Annotated in this window: 27 protein-coding genes and 1 pseudogene; 25 read left to right on the forward strand and 3 right to left on the reverse strand. The window is 65.4% G+C overall.

Going from position 1 to position 21,293, the window contains the following annotated elements; all coding sequences use genetic code 11:
* Window positions 1-14 precede the first annotated feature (14 nt).
* Both AC1RL8_RS22335 and AC1RL8_RS22340 read left to right on the forward strand, forming a co-directional pair.
* Window positions 15-677, forward strand: a complete 663-nt coding sequence (locus AC1RL8_RS22335; protein WP_062471721.1) for an MlaC/ttg2D family ABC transporter substrate-binding protein — start codon at window positions 15-17, stop codon at window positions 675-677.
* Window positions 678-689: 12 nt separating this feature from the next.
* On the forward strand, window positions 690-965 hold the full coding sequence (locus tag AC1RL8_RS22340) for an STAS domain-containing protein (protein ID WP_492686173.1): 276 nt from the start codon (window positions 690-692) through the stop codon (window positions 963-965).
* Between the two features lie 10 nt (window positions 966-975).
* On the opposite strand, the gene AC1RL8_RS22345 is transcribed toward AC1RL8_RS22340, so the two are convergent.
* Entirely contained in the window at window positions 976-2,586 is a 1,611-nt protein-coding gene (locus tag AC1RL8_RS22345) for a serine hydrolase domain-containing protein (protein WP_492686172.1), read from the reverse strand.
* A gap of 152 nt (window positions 2,587-2,738) precedes the next feature.
* Between AC1RL8_RS22345 and AC1RL8_RS22350 the strand changes: the two genes are divergently transcribed.
* The 15 genes and pseudogenes from AC1RL8_RS22350 to AC1RL8_RS22420 all read left to right on the forward strand — a co-directional run bounded on the left by AC1RL8_RS22350 (window position 2,739) and on the right by AC1RL8_RS22420 (window position 14,715).
* Window positions 2,739-3,686: an ABC transporter ATP-binding protein gene (locus AC1RL8_RS22350; protein ID WP_070059934.1), complete on the forward strand. Its 948-nt coding sequence runs from the start codon at window positions 2,739-2,741 to the stop codon at window positions 3,684-3,686.
* Entirely contained in the window at window positions 3,683-4,447 is a 765-nt protein-coding gene (locus tag AC1RL8_RS22355; RefSeq protein WP_070059933.1) for an ABC transporter permease, read from the forward strand. Before AC1RL8_RS22350 ends, AC1RL8_RS22355 begins: the two co-directional genes overlap by 4 nt.
* 19 nt (window positions 4,448-4,466) lie before the next feature.
* Window positions 4,467-4,709, forward strand: a complete 243-nt coding sequence (locus AC1RL8_RS22360; protein ID WP_062471708.1) for a BolA family protein — start codon at window positions 4,467-4,469, stop codon at window positions 4,707-4,709.
* A 42-nt stretch (window positions 4,710-4,751) separates the two neighbouring features.
* Window positions 4,752-6,041: a UDP-N-acetylglucosamine 1-carboxyvinyltransferase gene (murA, locus tag AC1RL8_RS22365; RefSeq protein ID WP_062471705.1), complete on the forward strand. Its 1,290-nt coding sequence runs from the start codon at window positions 4,752-4,754 to the stop codon at window positions 6,039-6,041.
* Window positions 6,038-6,679: an ATP phosphoribosyltransferase gene (gene hisG / locus AC1RL8_RS22370; RefSeq protein WP_062471702.1), complete on the forward strand. Its 642-nt coding sequence runs from the start codon at window positions 6,038-6,040 to the stop codon at window positions 6,677-6,679. Before murA ends, hisG begins: the two co-directional genes overlap by 4 nt.
* A gap of 11 nt (window positions 6,680-6,690) precedes the next feature.
* Entirely contained in the window at window positions 6,691-8,013 is a 1,323-nt protein-coding gene (gene hisD, locus AC1RL8_RS22375; protein ID WP_307584240.1) for a histidinol dehydrogenase, read from the forward strand.
* A 37-nt stretch (window positions 8,014-8,050) separates the two neighbouring features.
* Window positions 8,051-8,878 carry a hypothetical protein gene (locus AC1RL8_RS22380; RefSeq protein ID WP_492686171.1) on the forward strand — a complete coding sequence of 276 codons (828 nt, stop codon included), beginning with the start codon at window positions 8,051-8,053 and terminating at the stop codon, window positions 8,876-8,878.
* A 12-nt stretch (window positions 8,879-8,890) separates the two neighbouring features.
* Complete coding sequence (locus tag AC1RL8_RS22385) at window positions 8,891-9,271, forward strand: hypothetical protein (RefSeq protein WP_492686170.1); 381 nt, start codon at window positions 8,891-8,893, stop codon at window positions 9,269-9,271.
* The gene (hisC, locus tag AC1RL8_RS22390) at window positions 9,268-10,371 is read left to right on the forward strand and encodes a histidinol-phosphate transaminase (RefSeq protein ID WP_492686169.1); all 1,104 of its coding nucleotides are present in this window, start codon (window positions 9,268-9,270) and stop codon (window positions 10,369-10,371) included. Before AC1RL8_RS22385 ends, hisC begins: the two co-directional genes overlap by 4 nt.
* Window positions 10,368-10,985 carry an imidazoleglycerol-phosphate dehydratase HisB gene (gene hisB / locus AC1RL8_RS22395; RefSeq protein WP_062471688.1) on the forward strand — a complete coding sequence of 206 codons (618 nt, stop codon included), beginning with the start codon at window positions 10,368-10,370 and terminating at the stop codon, window positions 10,983-10,985. Before hisC ends, hisB begins: the two co-directional genes overlap by 4 nt.
* Window positions 10,986-11,004: 19 nt before the next feature.
* The gene (gene hisH / locus AC1RL8_RS22400; RefSeq protein WP_062471685.1) at window positions 11,005-11,664 is read left to right on the forward strand and encodes an imidazole glycerol phosphate synthase subunit HisH; all 660 of its coding nucleotides are present in this window, start codon (window positions 11,005-11,007) and stop codon (window positions 11,662-11,664) included.
* A gap of 63 nt (window positions 11,665-11,727) precedes the next feature.
* A complete protein-coding gene (hisA, locus tag AC1RL8_RS22405; protein WP_492686168.1) occupies window positions 11,728-12,471 on the forward strand; it encodes a 1-(5-phosphoribosyl)-5-[(5-phosphoribosylamino)methylideneamino]imidazole-4-carboxamide isomerase in 744 nt (247 codons plus the stop codon).
* A 20-nt stretch (window positions 12,472-12,491) separates the two neighbouring features.
* A pseudogene (locus AC1RL8_RS22410) lies at window positions 12,492-12,683 on the forward strand (AAA family ATPase); the annotation flags it as partial.
* A gap of 137 nt (window positions 12,684-12,820) precedes the next feature.
* Window positions 12,821-13,531, forward strand: a complete 711-nt coding sequence (locus AC1RL8_RS22415; RefSeq protein ID WP_492686167.1) for an acyltransferase family protein — start codon at window positions 12,821-12,823, stop codon at window positions 13,529-13,531.
* 17 nt (window positions 13,532-13,548) lie between these two features.
* The gene (locus AC1RL8_RS22420) at window positions 13,549-14,715 is read left to right on the forward strand and encodes an acyltransferase family protein (protein WP_492686166.1); all 1,167 of its coding nucleotides are present in this window, start codon (window positions 13,549-13,551) and stop codon (window positions 14,713-14,715) included.
* 120 nt (window positions 14,716-14,835) lie between these two features.
* On the opposite strand, the gene AC1RL8_RS22425 is transcribed toward AC1RL8_RS22420, so the two are convergent.
* Together AC1RL8_RS22425 and AC1RL8_RS22430 are read right to left on the reverse strand one after the other, a co-directional pair.
* Window positions 14,836-15,750 carry an amino acid ABC transporter substrate-binding protein gene (locus AC1RL8_RS22425; protein ID WP_492686165.1) on the reverse strand — a complete coding sequence of 305 codons (915 nt, stop codon included), beginning with the start codon at window positions 15,748-15,750 and terminating at the stop codon, window positions 14,836-14,838.
* An 11-nt stretch (window positions 15,751-15,761) separates the two neighbouring features.
* A complete protein-coding gene (locus tag AC1RL8_RS22430; RefSeq protein ID WP_070059926.1) occupies window positions 15,762-17,069 on the reverse strand; it encodes a dicarboxylate/amino acid:cation symporter in 1,308 nt (435 codons plus the stop codon).
* A gap of 132 nt (window positions 17,070-17,201) precedes the next feature.
* Between AC1RL8_RS22430 and AC1RL8_RS22435 the strand changes: the two genes are divergently transcribed.
* The 8 genes from AC1RL8_RS22435 to tatB all read left to right on the forward strand — a co-directional run bounded on the left by AC1RL8_RS22435 (window position 17,202) and on the right by tatB (window position 21,220).
* Complete coding sequence (locus AC1RL8_RS22435) at window positions 17,202-18,035, forward strand: D-hexose-6-phosphate mutarotase (RefSeq protein ID WP_492686164.1); 834 nt, start codon at window positions 17,202-17,204, stop codon at window positions 18,033-18,035.
* Window positions 18,036-18,057: 22 nt separating this feature from the next.
* Window positions 18,058-18,843 carry an imidazole glycerol phosphate synthase subunit HisF gene (gene hisF / locus AC1RL8_RS22440; protein ID WP_056572731.1) on the forward strand — a complete coding sequence of 262 codons (786 nt, stop codon included), beginning with the start codon at window positions 18,058-18,060 and terminating at the stop codon, window positions 18,841-18,843.
* Between the two features lie 42 nt (window positions 18,844-18,885).
* Window positions 18,886-19,275, forward strand: a complete 390-nt coding sequence (hisI, locus tag AC1RL8_RS22445) for a phosphoribosyl-AMP cyclohydrolase (RefSeq protein WP_095743771.1) — start codon at window positions 18,886-18,888, stop codon at window positions 19,273-19,275.
* Entirely contained in the window at window positions 19,272-19,661 is a 390-nt protein-coding gene (locus AC1RL8_RS22450; protein ID WP_492686163.1) for a phosphoribosyl-ATP diphosphatase, read from the forward strand. The genes hisI and AC1RL8_RS22450 overlap by 4 nt, the downstream gene beginning before the upstream one ends.
* Before the next feature lie 25 nt (window positions 19,662-19,686).
* On the forward strand, window positions 19,687-20,076 hold the full coding sequence (locus tag AC1RL8_RS22455; protein WP_056572726.1) for a DUF4870 family protein: 390 nt from the start codon (window positions 19,687-19,689) through the stop codon (window positions 20,074-20,076).
* Entirely contained in the window at window positions 20,066-20,425 is a 360-nt protein-coding gene (locus tag AC1RL8_RS22460; protein WP_070059922.1) for a histidine triad nucleotide-binding protein, read from the forward strand. Before AC1RL8_RS22455 ends, AC1RL8_RS22460 begins: the two co-directional genes overlap by 11 nt.
* Window positions 20,426-20,490: 65 nt before the next feature.
* The gene (gene tatA / locus AC1RL8_RS22465) at window positions 20,491-20,739 is read left to right on the forward strand and encodes a Sec-independent protein translocase subunit TatA (protein WP_062471655.1); all 249 of its coding nucleotides are present in this window, start codon (window positions 20,491-20,493) and stop codon (window positions 20,737-20,739) included.
* A gap of 19 nt (window positions 20,740-20,758) precedes the next feature.
* Window positions 20,759-21,220, forward strand: a complete 462-nt coding sequence (gene tatB / locus AC1RL8_RS22470; protein ID WP_062471652.1) for a Sec-independent protein translocase protein TatB — start codon at window positions 20,759-20,761, stop codon at window positions 21,218-21,220.
* The last annotated feature ends 73 nt before the right edge of the window (window positions 21,221-21,293 follow it).

The raw sequence follows: 21,293 nt of genomic DNA on the forward strand, positions 1-21,293 counted from the left end.
CTGAGGGACTCACCATGAACAACAAGATCTTGCTGCAACGACGCGACCTGGGCCGCCTGGCATTGGCCGGCGCGCTGCTGTTCGGCGCCGCCACCGCCTTCGTGCATCAGAGCGCATTCGCGGCCGACGAAGCCCCCGACGCGCTCGTCAAGCGCCTGTCGACCGACGTGCTCGAGACCATCAAGGCCGACTCGTCGATCAAAGCCGGTGACATCAACAAGATCATGCTGCTGGTCGACAGCAAGATCATGCCCAACGTCAACTTCCAGCGCATGACCGCCTCGGCCGTCGGCCCGGCTTGGCGCCAGGCCACGCCCGAGCAGCAAAAGCGCCTGCAGGACGAGTTCAAGACCCTGCTCGTGCGCACCTACGCCGGCGCGCTCGACCAGGTGAGCGACCAGACCGTCACCATCCGCCCGTTCCGCGGCGCGCCCACCGACACCGACGTGCTCGTGCGCACCGAGGTCAAGGGCCGCGGCGATCCGGTGCAGCTGGACTACCGCCTCGAAAAGACGCCGGGGCAGGGCGCTGGCTGGAAGGTCTACAACCTGAACGTGCTGGGCGTGTGGCTGGTCGACACCTACCGCACCCAGTTCGCGCAGGAAATCAACAAGAGTGGCATCGATGGCCTGATTGCCGCGCTGGCCGCGCGCAACAAGGGCAACGGCAAGGGCTGACGGGCGCACGCCATGCTGGTCCTTCCCTCCCGACTCACCCACGACGAGGCTCCTGCCTGCATGCGCATGCTGCAGCAGGGGCTCAAGGGCCAGACCGATTCGTCGTCCACCGTGGTCGACGCCACGGCGCTGGCCCAGTTCGATTCCTCCGCGCTGGCGGTGCTGCTCGAGTGCCGGCGCGAATCGAGCGCGCTGGGCCGGGGGTTCTCTGTCAAGCGCCTGTCGCCGCGCCTGCGCGAGCTGGCCGCGCTGTACGGCATCGCGGGCCTTCTGCCCGCTGCACCCTGACCCCCACACCCTAGCGCGTGCGTGGCACTGCTGCGGTCAGCAGCGCGAGTGCCTTGTTCAGGGTCGAGGTCGCGAATCGCTCTCCCTTGGAGTGGCCGATGCGCACGACCACAAGATCGTGCGACGGAATCACGAGCACGAACTGGCCCCCTGCGCCGAGCATGTAGTAGGCCGTCGTCGGTGCCGCCAGTGCCCCCGTTCCATTGATCCAGAAGAATCCCCCGTAGATGGGGCGCTGGTCTGCGGCCCAGGCCGGTGCGGCCGTGCTCACGAAATTGACGAACCCCTCGGGAAGAATGCGCTCCCCGTTCCACACGCCGTCCTGCAGGTAGAGATTGGCCAGCCGGGCCCAATCGCGGGCCGACATGAAGTCGTAGCCTTGCGTGAGGAAGTTGCCGTAGGGATCGGTCTCGATCACCATGGAGCGGATGCCGATCTTGTCGAAGATGGCGCGCTGCGGGAACGAGAGGTACTCTTCGCCGCGCTTCTCGACCGCAAGGCGGACCAGGTAGTTGGCAAGCACCGGATCGGTGTTGCGGTAGCGGCCCACCGTGTTGGGTGGCCATTGCTGCGGTCGGGTCGCGGCGTAGTTGAAGGCGTTGATCCGCCCCGTGTAGTAGTAGATGTGATCGGGGTAGGTGCCGTTGGGATCGAAGTCCGGATCGTCCGGGGCCTTGATGCGCAGCCCGCTGGACATGCGCAGGATGTCGGCAATGCGGATCTGCTGGCGGCCGTCGCCGGCACCTTGCCATTCGGGAATCGGCGCGGGCTGGTCGAGCTTGTACACGCCCTGCTTGATCAGCACGCCCATCATCGTGGCCACGACGCTCTTGCCCATCGACCATGATTCGAGCGGCGTTGTCGCGTTGATGCCGCTCATGTAGCGCTCGCCGATGAGCCGCCCCTTGTGCGTGACCACGAAGGCCGCAGTGTAGGCCTCCGTGGTTTCGAAGGCGGCGCTGAGGGCCTGGTTCACCTTGGCCATGTCGACGTCGGCGGGCGGCGGGTCGTTCGGCAGCACATCGCCCATGGGCCAGGGCACGGTCGTGGGGTCGGCCAGCGCGCTCTTGACATTGACGGGTGTGAAGAAAACGTCGTCCTTGCCGGGCGGCAGCGTGATGCAACCCTGCGATCCGAAGTGGCGGGCCACCAGCGTCGGGCCGCCGTTGGGCATCGTGATGCGGACCTCCTTCTTGGTGCGGTCGACCACCGGCGCTCCCACCTTCTTGCGCTGTTCGTACGGCCCCGTGAAGTACCCGACGGTTTCGGCGGCGACTGCAGGATCGAGTCCGGTGATGAAGACCGCCGAGCACATGGCCTTGGCATAGCCGGACGTGTTGTGCTCCAGCACATCGCCGGGTGGTGGCACGTAGGGCGTGTCCAGCTCCAGGCACTTGGCGCGCGCAATGAGTGCATCGCGGGCTGGCAGCTGGGCCGAACCGGCAGATGAAGTGCAAGGTTGGGCGGTGCCGCCCCCTGCGCCAGCGCCTGCGCCGCCGCCGACAAGGGCGATGCCGCCACCTCCGCCGCCACCACCACCTCCTCCCCCGCAAGCAGTCAGCACCATCGCCAGGAGCAGGGCGGCAACGGTTGGGAGGGGGCTGCGGGTCAAACACTTCATTGGCGTTCCTCGCGATGGGCGGTTGCGGTGCGCAAAATCGGCACCGGCGGGATTGTGGGTGAACTTCGGGCCGATGCCTAGCGCGGCCGGCTCCCCGCGTTCACCCCTGAGCAGCGCCGAAAAACCCATCGCCCGTAAAATCGCGGGCTCCCATGCCCGCGATCTCATTCCAGTCGGTCTCCAAGACCTACCCTCCCTCCCGTCAGCAACGCGCCCAAGGCAAGCAGGGGCTGCGTGCGGTCGACGAGGTTTCCTTCCAGATCGAGCCGGGCGAGTTCTTCGGCCTGCTCGGCCCCAACGGCGCGGGCAAGACCACCCTCATCAGCATGCTGGCGGGCCTGTCGCGGCCCACGGCGGGCGCGATCAGCGTGCATGGCTTCGACGTGCAGCGTGACTACGCCGAAGCCCGGCGCCAGCTCGGCATCGTGCCGCAGGAGCTGGTGTTCGACCCCTTCTTCAACGTGCGCGAGTCGCTGCGCATCCAGTCGGGCTACTTCGGCATCAAGAACAACGAAGCCTGGATCGACGAGCTGCTGCAGAGCCTGGGCCTGGCCGACAAGGCCACCGCCAACATGCGCCAGCTCTCGGGCGGCATGAAGCGCCGCGTGCTGGTGGCGCAGGCGCTGGTGCACAAGCCGCCGGTCATCGTGCTCGACGAGCCCACGGCCGGTGTCGACGTCGAATTGCGCCAGACGCTCTGGCAGTTCGTCGCCAAGCTCAACAAGCAGGGCAGCACCGTGCTGCTCACCACCCATTACCTCGAGGAAGCCGAAGCCCTGTGCAGCCGCATCGCGATGCTCAAGCTCGGCAAGGTGATCGCCCTGGATCGCACCAGCGAGCTGCTGAAATCGGCCGCGAGCAATGTGCTGCGCTTCAAGACCGATGCCATGCTGCCCTGGGCCATCGCCCAGCACGCGCGCATCACCGGGCGCATCGTGCAGCTGCCGGCGCAGAACGCGCATGAAGTCGAACAACTGCTGGCCGCGATCCGCGAAGCCGGTGTCGCGGTGGAAGACGTGGAAATGCGCAAGGCCGACCTGGAAGACGTGTTCATCGACCTGATGGCGGGCGAGCAGACGCCGCTGGAGGTGTCGCGATGATGGCCGTCACGGGGTGGCGCGCGCTTCTGTACAAGGAAACGCTGCGCTTCTGGAAGGTCGGCTTCCAGACCGTCGGTGCGCCGGTGCTCACCGCGCTGCTGTACCTCATGGTGTTCGGCCATGTGCTCGAAGGCCGCGTGACGGTCTACGGCACCGTGGGCTACACCGCTTTCCTGATCCCTGGCCTCGTGATGATGAGCGTGCTGCAGAACGCGTTCGCGAACAGCTCGTCCTCGATCATCCAGAGCAAGATCATGGGCAACCTCGTGTTCGTGCTGCTCACGCCGCTGTCGCACTGGGGCTGGTTCTTCGCCTACGTGGGCTCCTCGGTGATCCGCGGGCTGGCGGTGGGCGTGGGCGTGTTCGCCGTGACCGTTTTCTTCGCCGTGCCGAGCTTCGTGGCGCCGGTGTGGATCCTGGTGTTCGCGCTGCTGGGCTCGGCCATGTTGGGCACGCTCGGCCTCATCGCCGGGCTCTGGGCCGAGAAGTTCGACCAGATGGCCGTGTTCCAGAATTTCCTGATCATGCCCATGACCTTCCTGTCGGGCGTGTTCTATTCGATCGGCTCGCTGCCGCCGTTCTGGCAGAGCGTGAGCCACCTGAATCCCTTCTTCTACATGATCGACGGCTTCCGCTACGGCTTCTTCGGGGTGAGCGACGCGTCGCCCTGGCTGAGCTTCGGCATCGTCGGTTCCGCCTGGCTGGTGGTGAGCGCGATTGCCGTTCACCTCCTGCGCATCGGCTACAAAATCCGCGGCTGATCCCGCCTTCCAAGACCCCATGACCGCTGACGAACTCCAAGCCATCATCGCTGCCCATCTGCCGTGCGAGCACATCACGCTCGAGGGCGACGGCCGACATTGGTACGCGACCATCGTCTCGGCCGAATTCGAGGGCAAGCGCGCCATCCAGCGCCACCAGCGGGTCTACGCCACCCTCGGTGCGAAAATGCACACCGACGAGGTGCATGCGCTCTCGATGAAGACCTACACGCCGGCCGAATGGGCGGCAGTGGACAAATGACTTTCCGGCCCCTGCGGGCCTCCTGATTTCGCTGGATCCTTCATGGACAAACTTCTGATTCGCGGCGGGCGTGAGCTTCGCGGCGAAGTGCTCATTTCCGGCGCCAAGAACGCCGCGCTGCCCGAGCTGTGCGCAGCGCTGCTGACCGACCAGCCCGTGGTGCTGCACAACGTGCCGCGCCTGCAGGACGTGTCGACCATGCTCAAGCTGGTGCGCAACATGGGCGTGACGGCCGAGGCCGACGACAACGGCACCGTTCGCCTGAACGCCGGCGAGCTCGGCAACCCCGAGGCCCCCTACGAACTGGTGAAGACCATGCGCGCCTCGGTGCTGGCACTGGGCCCGCTGCTGGCGCGCTTCGGCCACGCCAAGGTGTCGCTGCCGGGCGGCTGCGCCATCGGCTCGCGGCCGGTCGACCAGCACATCAAGGGCCTGCAGGCGATGGGCGCTGAGATCGTGGTCGAGCACGGCTACATGGTCGCGCGCCTGCCCGAAGGGCGCACGCGGCTGAAGGGCGCGCGCATCCTGACCGACATGGTCACCGTCACCGGCACCGAGAACTTCCTCATGGCCGCCGCGCTGGCCGAGGGCGAGACGCTGCTCGAGAACGCCGCGCAGGAGCCCGAGATCGTCGACCTCGCCGAGATGCTGATCCGCATGGGCGCGAAGATCGAAGGCCACGGCACCAGCCACATCCGCATCCAGGGCGTCGAGAAGCTGCACGGCTGCGAACACGCCGTGGTGGCCGACCGCATCGAGGCCGGCACCTTCCTGTGCGCCGTGGCGGCCACCGGCGGCGAGGCCTTCCTGCGCCACGCGCGCGGCGACCACCTCGACGCCGTGATCGACAAGCTGCGCGACGCCGGCTGCACCGTCGTGACCGAGCCCGACGGCATTCGCATCGGCTCGCAGGGCCCCGCGTACGACCACCTGAAGGCGCAAAGCTTCAGCACCACCGAATACCCCGGCTTCCCGACCGACATGCAGGCCCAGTTCATGGCCCTGAACGTGATCGCGCGCGGTGCCTCGATGGTCACCGAGACCATCTTCGAGAACCGCTTCATGCACGTGAACGAGATGGTGCGCCTGGGCGCGCGCATCCACGTCGAAGGCAAGGTCGCGATGGTCGAGGGCGTGCAGCAGCTCTCGGGCGCCACCGTGATGGCCACCGACCTGCGCGCCTCCGCCAGCCTCGTCATCGCCGGCCTTGTGGCCGAGGGCGAGACGCTGGTCGACCGCATCTACCACCTCGACCGGGGTTACGACCGCATGGAATCGAAACTGCGCGGCCTCGGTGCCGACATTGAACGCGTGACGGGAGCCGCCGCATGATCACTTTGGCTCTTTCCAAAGGCCGCATCTTCGAAGAGACGATGCCCCTGCTGGCCGCCGCCGGCATCGAGGTCACCGAAGACCCCGAGAAATCGCGCAAGCTCATCCTCGACACCACCCGCCCCGACGTGCGCGTGGTGCTGGTGCGTGCCTCCGACGTGCCCACCTACGTGCAGTACGGCGGCGCCGACCTGGGCGTGACCGGCCTGGACGTGCTGCTCGAGCACGGCAACCAGGGCCTGTACCAGCCGCTGGACCTGCGCATCGCGGCCTGCCGCCTCAGCGTGGCCGTGCGCGCCGACTACGACTACGCCTCGGCCGTGAAGCAGGGCTCGCGCCTGCGCGTAGCCACCAAGTACGTGGGCCTGGCGCGCGACTTCTTCGCCAGCAAGGGCGTGCACGTCGACCTGATCAAGCTCTACGGCAGCATGGAGCTGGCGCCGCTCACGGGCCTGGCCGACGCCATCGTCGACCTGGTCTCCACCGGCAACACGCTCAAGGCCAACCACCTCGTCGAGGTGGAGCGCATCATGGACATCAGCGCCCGGCTGGTCGTCAACCAGGCCGCGCTCAAGCTCAAGCGCGAACCCATCCGCCGCATCATCGACGCCTTCGCGTCCGCCATTCCCTCCGCCTGAACCTCAAACCCATGACTCTGCAAGCAGCCCCCGCCCGACTGTCCACGAACTCAGCCAGCTTCGACGCTGAATTCAAGGCGCGGCTGCATTGGTCCGCGGACGCGGACGCGGCGATCGAGAAGGTGGTGGCCGACATCCTGGCCGACGTGCAAAAGCGCGGCGATGAGGCGGTGCTGGAATACACGAACCGCTTCGACAAGCTCGATGCGAAGACGCTGCCCGAGCTGGAGCTGACGCAGGCTGAACTCAAGGCCGCCTTCGAGGGGCTCCCCGCCGCGCAGCGCGACGCGCTCGAAGCCGCCGCGCGCCGCGTGCGCAGCTACCACGAGGCGCAGAAGAAGGCCTCCGGCGAAAGCTGGAGCTACCGCGACGCCGACGGCACGCTGCTCGGCCAGAAGGTCACGCCACTGGACCGCGTGGGCATCTACGTGCCGGGCGGCAAGGCCGCGTACCCGTCGAGCGTGCTGATGAACGCCATTCCGGCGCACGTCGCCGGTGTGGGCGAAATCATCATGGTCGTGCCCACGCCGAAGGGCGAGAAGAACCAGCTCGTACTCGCTGCCGCCTACGTGGCCGGCGTGACGCGCGGCTTCACCGTCGGCGGTGCGCAGGCTGTGGCCGCGCTGGCCTACGGCACGGCCACCATCCCGGCCTGCGACAAGATCACCGGCCCCGGCAACGCCTACGTGGCCGCCGCCAAGCGCCGCGTGTTCGGCACCGTGGGCATCGACATGATCGCGGGCCCGAGCGAGATCCTGGTGCTGGCCGACGGCTCCACGCCGCCCGACTGGGTGGCCATGGACCTGTTCAGCCAGGCCGAGCACGACGAGCTGGCCCAGAGCATCCTGCTGTGCCCCGACGCCGCCTACATCGACCGCGTGCAGGCAGAAATCGACCGCCTGCTGCCGACCATGCCGCGCGCCGAGATCATCGCCGCCTCGCTCAACGGCCGCGGCGCGCTGATCCACACGAAGAGCATGGAAGAGGCTTGCGAGATCAGCAACCGCATCGCCCCCGAACACCTCGAGGTGAGCAGCAGCGAACCGCACCGCTGGGAGCCGCTGCTGCGCCACGCCGGCGCGATCTTCCTGGGCAACTTCACCAGCGAGAGCCTGGGCGACTACTGCGCCGGCCCGAACCACGTGCTGCCCACGAGCGGCACGGCGCGCTTCTCGAGCCCGCTGGGCGTGTACGACTTCCAGAAGCGCTCCAGCCTCATCGAGGTGAGCGAGGCCGGCGCGCAGGTGCTGGGCCCGATCGCGGTCACGCTGGCCGAAGGCGAGGGCCTGCAGGCGCACGCCGAAGCCGCGCGCATGCGCCTGCGTAAGATCTGAGGCTCCAACAACCCCGCTTCAGGGAGGAGCACGCCAGATGATTCAACGCCTCTATCGCTCGCGATTTTTCCGTTTCGCCACCGGCCTCGTTGCCGGTGCCGCCTTGCTGGCCGCCTGCACCCAGATGCCGCAGAACCGCGCCGAGACGACCGCGATGGCGGCCACGTCCAGTGCTGCAAAGCCTGCACCCGCACCGGCGCAGCTCGGCACGCAATGGGGCGAGGGCATCGAGTCGAAGACCCGCACGGTGGCCGCCAAGCGCCTGTCCGACCAGCCCGACGACGTGGCCTCGATCGGCTACAACGACGCGGCCAGCGTGCGCCGCGACGCGGGCAGCAACCCCGAGCGCCGGCTCAACCTGCAGCTGGCCCAGGGCGACATCGAATGGTCGGTGCTCGACGAGAACGACCGCCCGCTGCCGTTGCAGCGCGCACGTCGAAGCGGCAATGACATGTTCCGCCTCGCCGGCGTCGAAGGCGCGCGCTACACGCTGCGCTTTCGCAACCTCAGCGACCGCAGCTACGAGGTGATCGCCACCGTCGACGGCCTGGACGTGCTCAATGGCAAGCCTGGCAGCCTGCGCAACGGCGGCTACGTGCTGCGCCCGCAGCAGACGCTCAACATCGAGGGCTTCCGCAAGAGCCAGAGCGAAGTGGCCGCCTTCCGTTTCGCCACGCCGGGCCGTGCCTACGCCGCGAACACCGAGGCCGGCGACCTGCGCAACATCGGCGTGATCGGCGCCGCGCTGTTCGAGCTCGAAGAGCCGAACGCCCCGCGCCGCACCCGCCGCGACGCCTCGCCGTCGCAGCCCAGCGCCTTCCCGGCCGACGGCGCGTACGCGCCGCCGCCGCGCTACCGCAAGTAAGCCAGCGAGGCCATGCAACGCGCCGCCGTCCTGCTGTTGCCGTGCCTGCCAGCGCTGCTGCTCGCCCTGGCGGCCGGTGCGATCGGCGCCGGCGCGCAGGCGATGAGCATCCGCGAGCTGCGCACGCTCGAAGCCAACGAGAAGGACGGCAAGGCCTACGCCAGCTACTACCTCGTCGGCGTGCTTGAAGGCCTGCGCGAGGGCGTCGAGTCGTCGCAGCGCAACGGCCAGGTGCCGCCGTTCTGCATCGAGGGCCGCCGCCTCGAACCCTCGATGGCCCGCTCGCTCTACCAGACCGAGCTGAGCCGCAACGCCGACAGCTACGAAGCCGACATGCCCGTGCAACTGGTCATGGCCGGCGCCCTCCGCAACAGCTACCGCTGCACCCGATGACCGTTTCCGATTCTTCCGCTTCCGACACCCGCCTGCCGCTCGACCGCATCCGCGCCGACGTGCGCGCCATGCACGCCTACGCGGTGCAGGACGCGCGCGGCTTCCTCAAGCTCGACGCGATGGAGAACCCCTACGGCCTGCCGCTCGCGCTGCAGGCCGAACTGGGCGCGCGCCTGGGGGCGCTGGCGCTCAACCGCTACCCCGGCGACCGCGGCGCCGACCTGCAGCGCGCGCTGGCCGCCCATGCGGGCCTGCCCGAAGGCTTCGGGCTGATGCTGGGCAACGGCTCGGACGAACTGATCTCGCTGCTGGGCATCGCCTGCGACCAGCCCGGCGCCGCCGTGCTCGCGCCCGTGCCCGGCTTCGTCATGTACGCGATGAGCGCCCAGCTGCAGGGTCTGCGCTTCGTCGGCGTGCCGCTGACGGCCGATTTCGAGCTCGACGAGGCCGCCATGCTGGCCGCCATCGCGCGCGAGAAGCCGGCCATCGTCTACCTCGCCTACCCGAACAACCCGACCGCCAACCTCTGGGACGACGCCGTCATCGAGAAGATCGTGCAGGCCCAGGGCGCGCAGGGCGGCCTGGTGGTGATCGACGAGGCCTACCAGCCCTTCGCTGCCCGCAGCTACATCGACCGGCTCGCGAACCACCGCCACGTGCTGCTGATGCGCACCCTGAGCAAGTTCGGCCTGGCCGGCATCCGCCTGGGCTACCTCATGGGCCCCGCCGCGCTGGTCGCCGAGATCGACAAGGTGCGCCCGCCCTACAACATCAGCGTGCTCAACTGCGAGGCCGCGCTGTTCGCGCTGGAGCACGCGGCCGTGTTCGAAGCCCAGGCGCGCCAGATCCGCGAAGGGCGCGACCAGCTCATGGCCGCGCTGGCCCGGCTGCCGGGCGTGAAGACCTGGCCCAGCGACGCCAACATGATCCTGCTGCGCGTGCCCGATGCCACCCGTACCTTCGAGGGCATGAAGGCCCGCGGGGTGCTGGTGAAGAACGTTTCTAAAATGCATGAACTGCTCGCCAACTGCCTGCGCCTCACCGTCGGAACGGCCGACGAGAACGCGCAGATGCTGGCGGCGCTCGAAGCCTCACTATGACCACCCCCACGACCCCGGGCAGCACCGATCGCATCGCGACGGTCACCCGCCACACCGCCGAGACGAAGATCACGGTCAGCGTCAACCTCGACGGCACCGGCAAGGCCAAGCTCTCGACGGGCATCGGCTTTTTCGATCACATGCTCGACCAGATCGCCCGCCACGGGCTGATCGACCTGGACATCGACTGCGAGGGCGACCTGCACATCGACGGCCACCACACGGTGGAAGACGTGGGCATCACGCTCGGCCAGGCCGTGGCCAAGGCCATCGGCGACAAGAAGGGCATTCGTCGCTACGGCCATGCCTACGTGCCGCTGGACGAGGCATTGAGCCGCGTCGTCATCGACTTCTCGGGCCGCCCGGGCCTCGTGATGCACGTGCCCTTCACCAGCGGCATGATCGGCACCTTCGACAGCCAGCTCACCTACGAGTTCTTCCAGGGCTTCGTGAACCACGCCTTCGTCACGCTGCACATCGACAACCTGAAGGGCGTGAACGCGCACCACCAGTGCGAGACCGTGTTCAAGGCCTTTGCGCGCGCCATGCGCGGCGCGCTGGAACTCGATCCGCGCTCCGTGGGCGTCATTCCCTCGACCAAAGGTTCGCTCTGAAACTCCCCGGCGAACAGCTATGAAATCTGTAGCAAAGAATTCCGTCGCGGTCGTCGACTACGGCATGGGCAACCTGCACTCCGTGTCGCAGGCCGTGCGCCATGCGGCCGACCAGGTGGGCGTGGAGGTGTTCGTCACCTCCGACCCGGACGTGGTGCGCCAGGCCACCCGCGTGGTGCTGCCGGGGCAGGGCGCCATGCCCGACTGCATGCGCGAGCTGCGCGACTCGGGCCTGCTCGAGTCGGTGCTCGAAGCCGCGGCCAGCAAGCCGCTTTTCGGCGTGTGCGTGGGCATGCAGATGCTGCTGTCGCGCAGCGACGAAGGCCCGACCGACGGCCTGGGGCTCATTCCGGGCGAGGTCGTCAAGTTCGATCTGGCCGGTCGCCTGCAGCCCGACGGCAGCCGCTTCAAGGTGCCGCAGATGGGCTGGAACCAGGTGCGCCAGGCCCAGCCGCACGCGGTGTGGGCGGGCATTCCCGACCAGAGCTACTTCTATTTCGTGCACAGCTTCTACGCGTGTCCGGCGGATGCCCGGCACAGCGTGGGCGAGGCCGATTACGGGGCATGCTTTACCGCGGCCATCGCACGCGATAACATTTTTGCCACCCAGTTCCACCCGGAGAAGAGTGCGGACCATGGGCTGCAGCTGTATCGCAACTTCCTCCACTGGAATCCCTGACCTTATATTCCCGCCCGGGCCGCACTGTTCGCAGCCCGGCTTTCGCACACTCGCGTCACTTCCATGCTCCTCATTCCCGCCATTGATCTCAAAGACGGCCACTGCGTTCGCCTCAAGCAGGGCGACATGGACCAGTCCACCATCTTCAGCGAAGACCCCGCCGCCATGGCCCGCAAATGGGTCGAGGCCGGCGCCCGTCGGCTGCACCTGGTCGATCTGAATGGCGCCTTCGCCGGCAAGCCGCAGAACCACGCGGCGATCAAGGCGATCCTGAAGGAGGTCGGCGACGACATCCCGGTGCAGCTGGGCGGCGGCATCCGCGACCTGGACACCATCGAGCGCTACATCGACGACGGCCTGCGTTACGTGATCATCGGCACCGCCGCGGTCAAGAACCCCGGCTTCCTGAAGGACGCCTGCAGCGCCTTCGGCGGCCACATCATCGTGGGCCTGGATGCCAAGGACGGCAAGGTCGCCACCGATGGCTGGAGCAAGCTCACGGGCCACGAGGTGGCCGACCTGGGCAAGAAGTTCGAGGACTACGGCGTCGAATCGATCATCTACACCGACATCGGCCGCGACGGCATGCTCTCGGGCATCAACATCGATGCCACCGTCAAGCTCGCGCAGGCGCTGACCATCCCCGTGATCGCCTCAGGGGGCCTGTCGAACATGGCCGACATCGACCAGCTCTGCGCGGTCGAGTCCGAAGGCGTCGAGGGCGTGATCTGCGGCCGCGCCATCTACTCGGGCGACCTCGACTTCGCCGCCGCCCAGGCGCGCGCGGACGCGCTGGCCGGCGCCTGACGCCTTTGCCGTAGCGGCGCGTGCTCTCCGCGCTCGCCATCGCCAACTACCGCTCGCTGCGCCAGCTGACGGTGCCGCTGGGCCGCCTCACGGTGGTCACCGGCGCCAACGGCAGCGGCAAGTCGAGCGTGTACCGCGCGATGCGGCTGCTGGCCGACATCGAAAAAGCGGCCTTCTATTCCGTTCTCTGGCGATCGCCAAGTCCCTTATGGCTGCGGTCGTCATCACGTGAGAACATCAAGCCCATTCGAACTTGTAGGTGTCCGCAGTTCGTCAACATGCCGTTGTCGCAATGCGGTCTTAGAATTTCCCGCTATTGAGTGAGAGATTCCCGCTGGAAATGAATTCTATGAGATCCATGCATAAAGAAAAATATCGGCCTGACATTGATGGATTGCGTGCAATCGCTGTCCTGTCGGTTTTCTTGAATCATCTGAGTGCGTCAGCACTGCCTGGTGGCTTTGTTGGTGTTGACATTTTTTTTGTCATTTCTGGATTTCTGATTACCTCGCAAATTTCGAGAGAAATCGATGAGGGTAACTTTTCTTTCTTTGGGTTTTATAAAAGAAGAATCAATAGAATTGTGCCTGCCCTGGCGGCAATGATTGTTGGGGTCGTGGTTGTTGGGGCAATTTTATTGTCTCCTGCCGATTTGATTCGACTTGGCAAAAGCTCTGTTTATGCGTTGATTGGGCTTTCTAATATTTTTTTCTGGCGTGAATACGGAAATTATTTTGCGGCAAATTCCGCCGAAGCGCCTTTGTTGCACACATGGTCACTGGGCGTAGAGGAACAGTTCTATGTGATCTGGCCACTGCTCATGCTTTTGCTTTTCAAAATCACTCGCCGCTTTGCTTTGGCTGTTTTGAGCGTTCTTGTGGTTGGCGCGGTCGTGCTGTCGCAAATGGGGGTTAATCTCGCTGCATCAGCGTCCTATTACTTGTTGCCGACGAGATTTTTTGAGCTGATGATGGGCGGGGTGTTGAGTCTGTTGATCGCGCATGTGAGGCCAAAAAAACGCGCGCACTCGCAATTTAGTTTGATTGGGGGGGCGTGCTAATCGTTGGATCACTCGCTTTGATCGACAAGACTTCACCGTTTCCAGGGGTTGCGGCAATTTGGCCATGCCTCGGTGCCGTCCTAGTAATTTGGGCTGGTAGTGGTCATCATCAGCACACCCCGCTTTTGACAAACCGACCGATGGTCTTCATCGGGCTCATCTCTTATTCTCTGTACCTTTGGCACTGGCCGGTCATCGCCTATCTCAATTACCTCGACGTTACCATCAGTCCCTTGGTTGGTGCTTGCGTGGTGATCGTGTCCATTTTCATATCTTGGCTGTCGTGGCGATTTGTGGAAAGGCCGATGCGACGAACCGGAACTCACCTGTCGTTTTCAAAGGTGTTCGTCCAACGCTTCATAGTGCCGTTGGTGGCGCTTGTTTCGATTGGTGGGGCAATGGCGTACACGAATGGATTTCCCCAGCGCTTTGATCCTCGTGTAGTTGACCTCGAGGTCGCTGTCGACTCGAAGCCCAATATCCTGCGCAATGGGTGTCACGTTCCCACGGCTTTGTACGCAACGCTACCAAATGAAAAATGCAGGCTTGGTAGCGAAAAATCGAAAATCGACGGAATTTTGGTTGGAGACTCTTTTGCCAATCATTTCAGTGGAATGATTGACGTCATGGCGAGGGCGCAAGAAATTTCACTTGTGGACTACACGATGGATGGGTGTCCGCCGATTCTGGGCTACGACACCGAAAAAGAGCCGTCGTACAGGGAGAAGTGCCTTAGGCGCAATGAAATGGTCTATGCAAATATTGCGAAAAACCGCTACTCTCGGGTGGTGTTGGCGGGAAATTGGCCTAAGAACGAAAAGGCGGGTGATCAACTTCGTGCATCAATCGATATTATTTTGGGGACTGGCGCCAAGTTGACTCTTGTTTTGAGTAATGAAAAGATTGACCGTGCGAGCAGTTGTTCCATTCGAAAAATAATGTATGGGGCGGCTGTTTCGGATGATTGTGAGGGGCCTCGCGAGGATGCTCCAAATTACTTGAAGGAAATAATTTCTCATTATCCGCAGATTAAAATTATTGACCCTAATTTAATAATTTGCTCTGAGAAGAGGTGCAGTCCGATGCTCGATGAAACTCTAATTTATAGAGACGATGCGCACCTTAATGACATTGGGTCTAGACTGTTGGGAGAGCGAATGCTGGAGCGTGGTGTGGCCTTGTAAGGCCACACCACATTCATTCACTTATCGATGGAGTTGTCGGACGAGCATCCTGCAAGGGCGCCTCGGATTGCTTCGTCGCACGTTGCTACAGGGGCAGGGGGCTTTGAGGGCGCGGCCGGCCTATTCGGCCTTCACTGCCATCGTCTGGATGATCGTTTCCAGCTGCGCGCTCATCGGCAAATTGAGGCTTTCCCCCGAAGGCAGCTTGCGCATGAACCAGCGCTTGTACTGGCGGTGGATCTCGCCGTCTTCCGCCAGCACCTGGAAGGTGTCGACCACCACCTTGTTCAGCTGCGGGTCGCCCTTGCGGTACATGACCGCGTACGGGTCGTAGGAGAGGAAGTCGCCCACCACCTCGTACTGCGCCTTGGCGGCGTCGCGGGCGATCAGGCCGTAGAGCAGCACGTCGTCGGTGGCGAAGGCGTCGGCCTGGCCTTCTTTCACGAGTGCGAACGACTCGGCGTGGTCGCGCGCCACCTTCAACTCGATGTTGAGCTTGAACTTCTGCGACAGGTCGCGCAGCGTCTTCTCGTTGGTGGTGCCCGCCGTCACGGCCACCTTCTTGCCGGCCAGGTCGCGGAACGACTGGATTGGCGCGCCCTTCTTCACCAGCACCTTGGTGCCCGAGACGAACATCGTCGGCGAGAAGGCCACGCGCTTTTGGCGCTCGAGGTTGCTGGTGGTGGAGCCGCACTCGAGGTCGACCTGGCCGCTGATGACCGCGTCGATGCGCGAGTCGGAGGTGACGGGCACCCACTTGATCGTGAGACTCTTGTTGACCGTGTCCTCGATGGCCGTGACGAGCGCGCGGCACAGCTCGATGGAATAGCCGATCGGCTCCTTGCGCGCATTGAGGTACGAAAAAGGCACCGAGGCCTCGCGGTGGCCGATGGCGATGGTGCCGCTCTCGCGCACCTTGGCCAGCGTGCCGGTGAGGAGCTCCTGCGCCTGTGCCGGGCCGGTCGGCAAGGCGAGGACCACGCCCGCCAGCAGCCATGCGGCGACGGCGGAGGGCAGCGTGGCGATGCGCGTCATGGCGTGGCGCCTCACGCGTGCGCCGGGTGGGCGAGGGTGGCGGCGGCTTCCTCGTCGAGCACCTTGGCGTTGGCCTCGGCATCGCTCTCGGACAGCAGCTCGCCCTCCCATTTGGCGACCACGGCCGTGGCGATGGAGTTGCCCACCGCGTTGGTGGCCGAGCGGCCCATGTCCAGGAAGGTGTCCACGCCCAGGATCAGCAGCAGGCCGGCTTCGGGAATGTCGAAGTGGTTCAGCGTGGCGGCGATCACCACCAGCGAGGCGCGCGGCACGCCGGCCATGCCCTTGGAGGTGAGCATCAGGATCAGCAGCATGGTGATCTGCGTGCTGATCGGCATGTGGATGTCGTAGGCCTGCGCGATGAACAGCACGGCGAAGGTGCAGTACATCATCGAGCCGTCGAGGTTGAACGAGTAGCCCATCGGCATCACGAAGCTGGAGATCTTGCGCTTCACGCCGAAACGGTCGAGCGCCTGCAGGATCTTCGGGTACGCGGCTTCGGAGCTCGCGGTGGCGAACGACAGCAGGAACGCCTCCTTGATGAGCACCAGCAGCTTGAACACGCGCGGTCCGAGGAACAGCAGGCCGGCCATGATGAGCACGCCCCACAGCACGAACAGGCCCAGGTAGAAGTCGCGCATGAACACGGCGAACTTGACGAGAATGCCCAGCCCGTTCACGGCCACGGTGGCGGCCATGGCCGCCAGCACCGCCAGCGGCGCGAGCTTCATGACGTAGCCCGTGATCTTGAGCATGGCGTGCGACAGCTCCTCGATGGCGGCCACCAGCGTCTTGGCCTTGTCGCCGAGCGAGGCCAGGGCCACGCCGAAGAACATCGAGAACACTACGATCTGCAGGATCTCGTTGTTGGCCATCGCCTCCACGAACGACTTGGGCACCGTGTGGCTCACGAAGTCCTTGAAGGTGAACTTGTTGGTCGCCAGGTTGGCCGAGGCGCCGATGTCGGGCAGCGGCAGGCCCAGGTTCTCGCCGGGCTTGAGCAGGTTGGCCATGACCAGGCCGATGACCAGCGAGATCAGCGAGGCCGTGAGGAACCAGCCGATGGCCTTGCCGAACACGCGGCCGACCGACTTGGCGTCGCCCATGTGCGCGATGCCCACCACCAGCGTGGAGAACACCAGCGGGCCGATCAGCATCTTGATCAGGCGCAGGAAGACGTCGGAGACGATGGAGACGTAGTCCGCGATCTCCTTGGCGGCCTTCTTGTCGGGAAAGCTGGTGAAGATCATGTAACCGACGATGATGCCGAGCACCATGGCGATCAGGATCCAGGCGGCCATGGGCAGCTTTTTCTTCATGCGTATCCCCTTTGTCGTGTGAGAGTGGTTCTTTTCGAGTGCACGGGACCGACCCGGCACAGGGTATCCAAGAAAGGCGGATGCACGCAATGGCCCGCTGCCAGGATGCGGCGGCTGCCTACAATTCCTCACATGGATATCCGCTCGATCGAGTTTCGAGGCCAGCCGGCGTTGCACGCCGTGGCGGCCGATGGCAGCACGCTGACGGTGGCGCTGCATGGCGCCCAGGTGCTTTCCTGGGCCCCGGCCCGCGGTGGGGAGCGACTGTATCTGAGTCCGAAGGCCGTTTTTGACGGCCAAACCGCCATCCGCGGCGGCATTCCCCTGTGCTGCCCCCAGTTCAACCAGCGCGGCATGCTCCCCAAGCATGGCTTCATGCGCAATCTGCCTTGGATTCGCGAGGAATCGGGCGCGCCCGACACGCTGCGGCTGGTGCTGCGCGACAACGACGCCACCCGCCGGCTCTGGCCGCATGCCTTCGAGGCGCGGCTGGACGCCACGCTCGCCGCCGGCCGGCTGCGCACCGCGCTCACCCTGACCAACACCGGCGACGCGCCCTGGCCGTTCTCGGCCGCGCTGCACACCTACCTGCGCGTGGACGACATCGCCGCCGTGCGCCTCGAAGGCCTGCAGGGCGCCGCCCGCTGGGACGCGGTGCGCGACGTGCGCCAGACCGAAACCGCTGCCGCGCTGCAGTTCGACGCCGAGTTCGACAGCGTCTACACGGCCCCGGCGCAGCCGCTGCGGCTGGTGCAGCCCGACGGCACGCTCGAAATCACCCAGAGCGAAACCTGCACCGAAACCGTGGTCTGGAACCCCGGCGCCGCGCTCGGTGCGACACTCGCGGACATGCCCCCAGAGGGCTTCCGCCACATGCTGTGCGTCGAGGCGGCCCGCATCGACGAACCCGTCGTGCTGGCGCCCGGCGCCCAATGGCAGGGCTGGCAACAGCTTTGCGTTCTCTGATTTCTCCCTGGTTCACCACCCCATGCTTGCCAAACGCATCATTCCCTGCCTCGACGTCACCGGCGGCCGCGTCGTCAAGGGCGTCAACTTCCTCGAGCTGCGCGATGCCGGCGACCCGGTCGAGATCGCCGCGCGCTACAACGCGCAGGGCGCCGATGAACTCACCTTCCTGGACATCACGGCCACCAGCGACGGCCGTGACCTGATCCTGCCGATCATCGAAGCGGTGGCCTCGCAGGTCTTCATTCCGCTGACCGTGGGCGGCGGTGTGCGCACCGTGGCCGACGTGCGTCGGCTGCTCAACGCGGGCGCCGACAAGACCAGCTTCAACTCGGCCGCCATCGCCGATCCGCAGGTGATCAGCGACGCGGCCCAGAAGTACGGCTCGCAGTGCATCGTGGTCGCCATCGACGCCAAGCGCCGCAGCCCCGAAGACGCCGCCACGCGCGGCGCGGGCTGGGACGTCTACAGCCACGGCGGGCGCAAGAACACCGGCCTGGACGTGGTGCAGTGGGCGACCGAGATGGCGCGCCGCGGCGCTGGCGAGATCCTGCTCACCAGCATGGACCGCGACGGCACCAAGAGCGGCTTCGACCTGGCCCTGACGCGCGCCGTGAGCGACGCGGTCAACGTGCCCGTGATCGCCTCGGGCGGCGTCGGCAACCTCGACGACCTGGCCGACGGCATCCAGAAGGGCGGCGCCGACGCGGTGCTGGCCGCGAGCATCTTCCACTACGGCGAGCACACCGTGGGCGAGGCCAAGGCGCGCATGGCCGAGCGCGGGATTCCCGTGCGCATCGACGCCTGAGCGGGACCGGAAGGGTCTTTTCCTATCCTTGACAATATCCCCATGAATTGGCTTGATGAAGTGAAGTGGGACGCGAACGGGTTGGTGCCCGTGATCGCCCAGGAACAAGGCACGAACGACGTGCTCATGTTCGCGTGGATGAACCGCGAGGCGCTCGAAAAGACCGCCGAGCTGGGCCGCGCGGTGTATTTCAGCCGCTCGCGCAGCAAGCTGTGGTTCAAGGGCGAAGAGTCGGGCCACGTGCAGACCGTGCACGAGATCCGCCTGGACTGCGACAACGATGTGGTGCTGCTCAAGGTGACGCAGCTGGGCCACGAGCCCGGCATCGCCTGCCACACCGGCCGCCACAGCTGCTTCTTCAGCAAGTACGAGAAGGGCCAGTGGACCGTGGTCGAGCCGGTCTTGAAAGACCCGGAGTCGATCTACAAATGAGCGCCACAGTGAACGATTCGAACACCTCCGACGCGCTCGCCCGCCTGGCTGCGGTGCTCGAGAGCCGCCTGCCCGCGAACGGCGGCGACCCCGAGAAAAGCTACGTCGCCCGGCTGCTGCACAAGGGCCCCGACGCCTTCCTCAAGAAGATCGGCGAGGAAGCCACCGAGGTCGTGATGGCCGCCAAGGACGCGGACCACGGCGGCGAGCGCTCGAAAATAGTGAACGAAGTGGCCGACCTGTGGTTCCACACCATGGTGGCGCTGGCCCACTACGGTTTCTCGCCAGCCGACGTGGTCGCGGAGCTCGAGCGCCGCGAAGGCACCAGCGGCATCGAGGAAAAAGCCCTGCGCAAGGTGCAGGCCCGCGAAGCTTCCAACGACTGAATGATCGATTGAAAGGGCATCGACCATGGCCAATGACATCGTGAACGTGGAACCCGACGACTCCCTCAAGACCTGGGGCTGGGTCAGCTACGTGCTGCACCTGATCGTGGCCATCGGCGCGGTCGTGCCGGGCGCGCAGGCCTCCGTGCTGCTGCTGCTCATCGCCCTCCTGATCGATTTCGTGAAGCGCGACGACGCGGCCGGCACCTGGCAGGCCTCGCACTTCAGCTGGCGCATCCGCTCGGTGCTGTGGGCCGGCCTGCTGTACATCGTCACCTCGTGGCTCTGGCTGCTGCTGTTCGTGCCGGGCTGGATCGCCTGGAGCCTGATTTCGCTGTGGTTCCTCTACCGGATCGTGAAGGGCATGATCCGGATGAACGACGGCCGTCCCATGGAACCCAAAGATGTCATCTGATCCGAACTGCGTCTTCTGCAAAATCATCGAAGGCAAGATCCCCTCGCGCAAGGTCTACGAAGACGACGACCTGTTCGGTTTCCATGACATCTCGCCCTGGGCGCCGGTGCATTTCATGCTCGTGCCCAAGAAACACATCGCCTCGATGGCGCAGCTCACGCCCGAGGATTCGGCGCTCATGGGCAAGATCATGACGCTGGCCCCCCAGCTGGCGCTGGAGCAGGGCTGCCGGCCCTATCCGGACGGCGGCTACCGGGTCGTCGTGAACACTGGCGCCGAGGGCGGACAGGAGGTTCACCATCTCCATGTGCACGTCATGGGCGGCCCCCGCCCCTGGCTTCGCGGCTGAGCAGGGTTAAGCCAAACTGTCACATTCCCCCCGACTAAAATCGGACACATTCTTAGGAGTTCTCCATGGGTTCTTTTTCCATCTGGCACTGGCTGATCGTGCTGCTCGTCGTGGTCATGATCTTCGGCACCAAGAAGCTGCGGAACATGGGTTCGGATCTCGGTGGTGCCGTCAAGGGCTTCAAGGACGGCATGAAGGACGGCTCGGCCTCCCCCGATGCCTCCACCACGTCGGCCCCCACGCAGCAAGTGACCGGCCAGCCGGCCAACAGCGACAAGTCGACGATCGACGTCGAAGCGCGCCAGAAGTCCTGAGCACTGCAGGCACACATCCGTGATCGACCTCGGCATTGAGAAGCTGGCGCTCATCGGCGTCGTGGCGCTGATCGTGATCGGGCCGGAGAAGCTGCCGCGCGTTGCACGCACGGTGGGCGCCCTGCTCGGCAAGGCCCAGCGCTACGTGAACGACGTCAAGGCCGAAGTCAACCGTTCGATGGAGCTCGACGAGCTCCGCAAGATGAAGACCACGGTCGAGGACGCGGCGCGCGACGTGGAGCACAGCATCCACACCGGCGCCAGCGAGTTCGAGAAGCAGTTTTCCGGCGCGTCCGGTGACACCCTGTCGGCGCTGGCCGAGCCCGAGCAGGCGGTGCCCGAATACAGGCACCCCCGCAAGAACTGGCGCCTGAAGCAGGGCGCCACGCCGAATTGGTACAAGGCGCGCAACGGCGTGCGTACCAAGGCGCTGTCGGGCGCGGCGCGGGTTGCCCGCTTCCGCCCCCACAAGATCAACTGACGCACGCGCACGCCCCGCGGCGTTCCCGGGCGCCCCGTGCGCCTGTGTCTTCTCCCACGCTTTCTCCTCTCCC

It is taken from the genome of Variovorax sp. GW822-FHT04E09 (genome assembly GCF_058800845.1).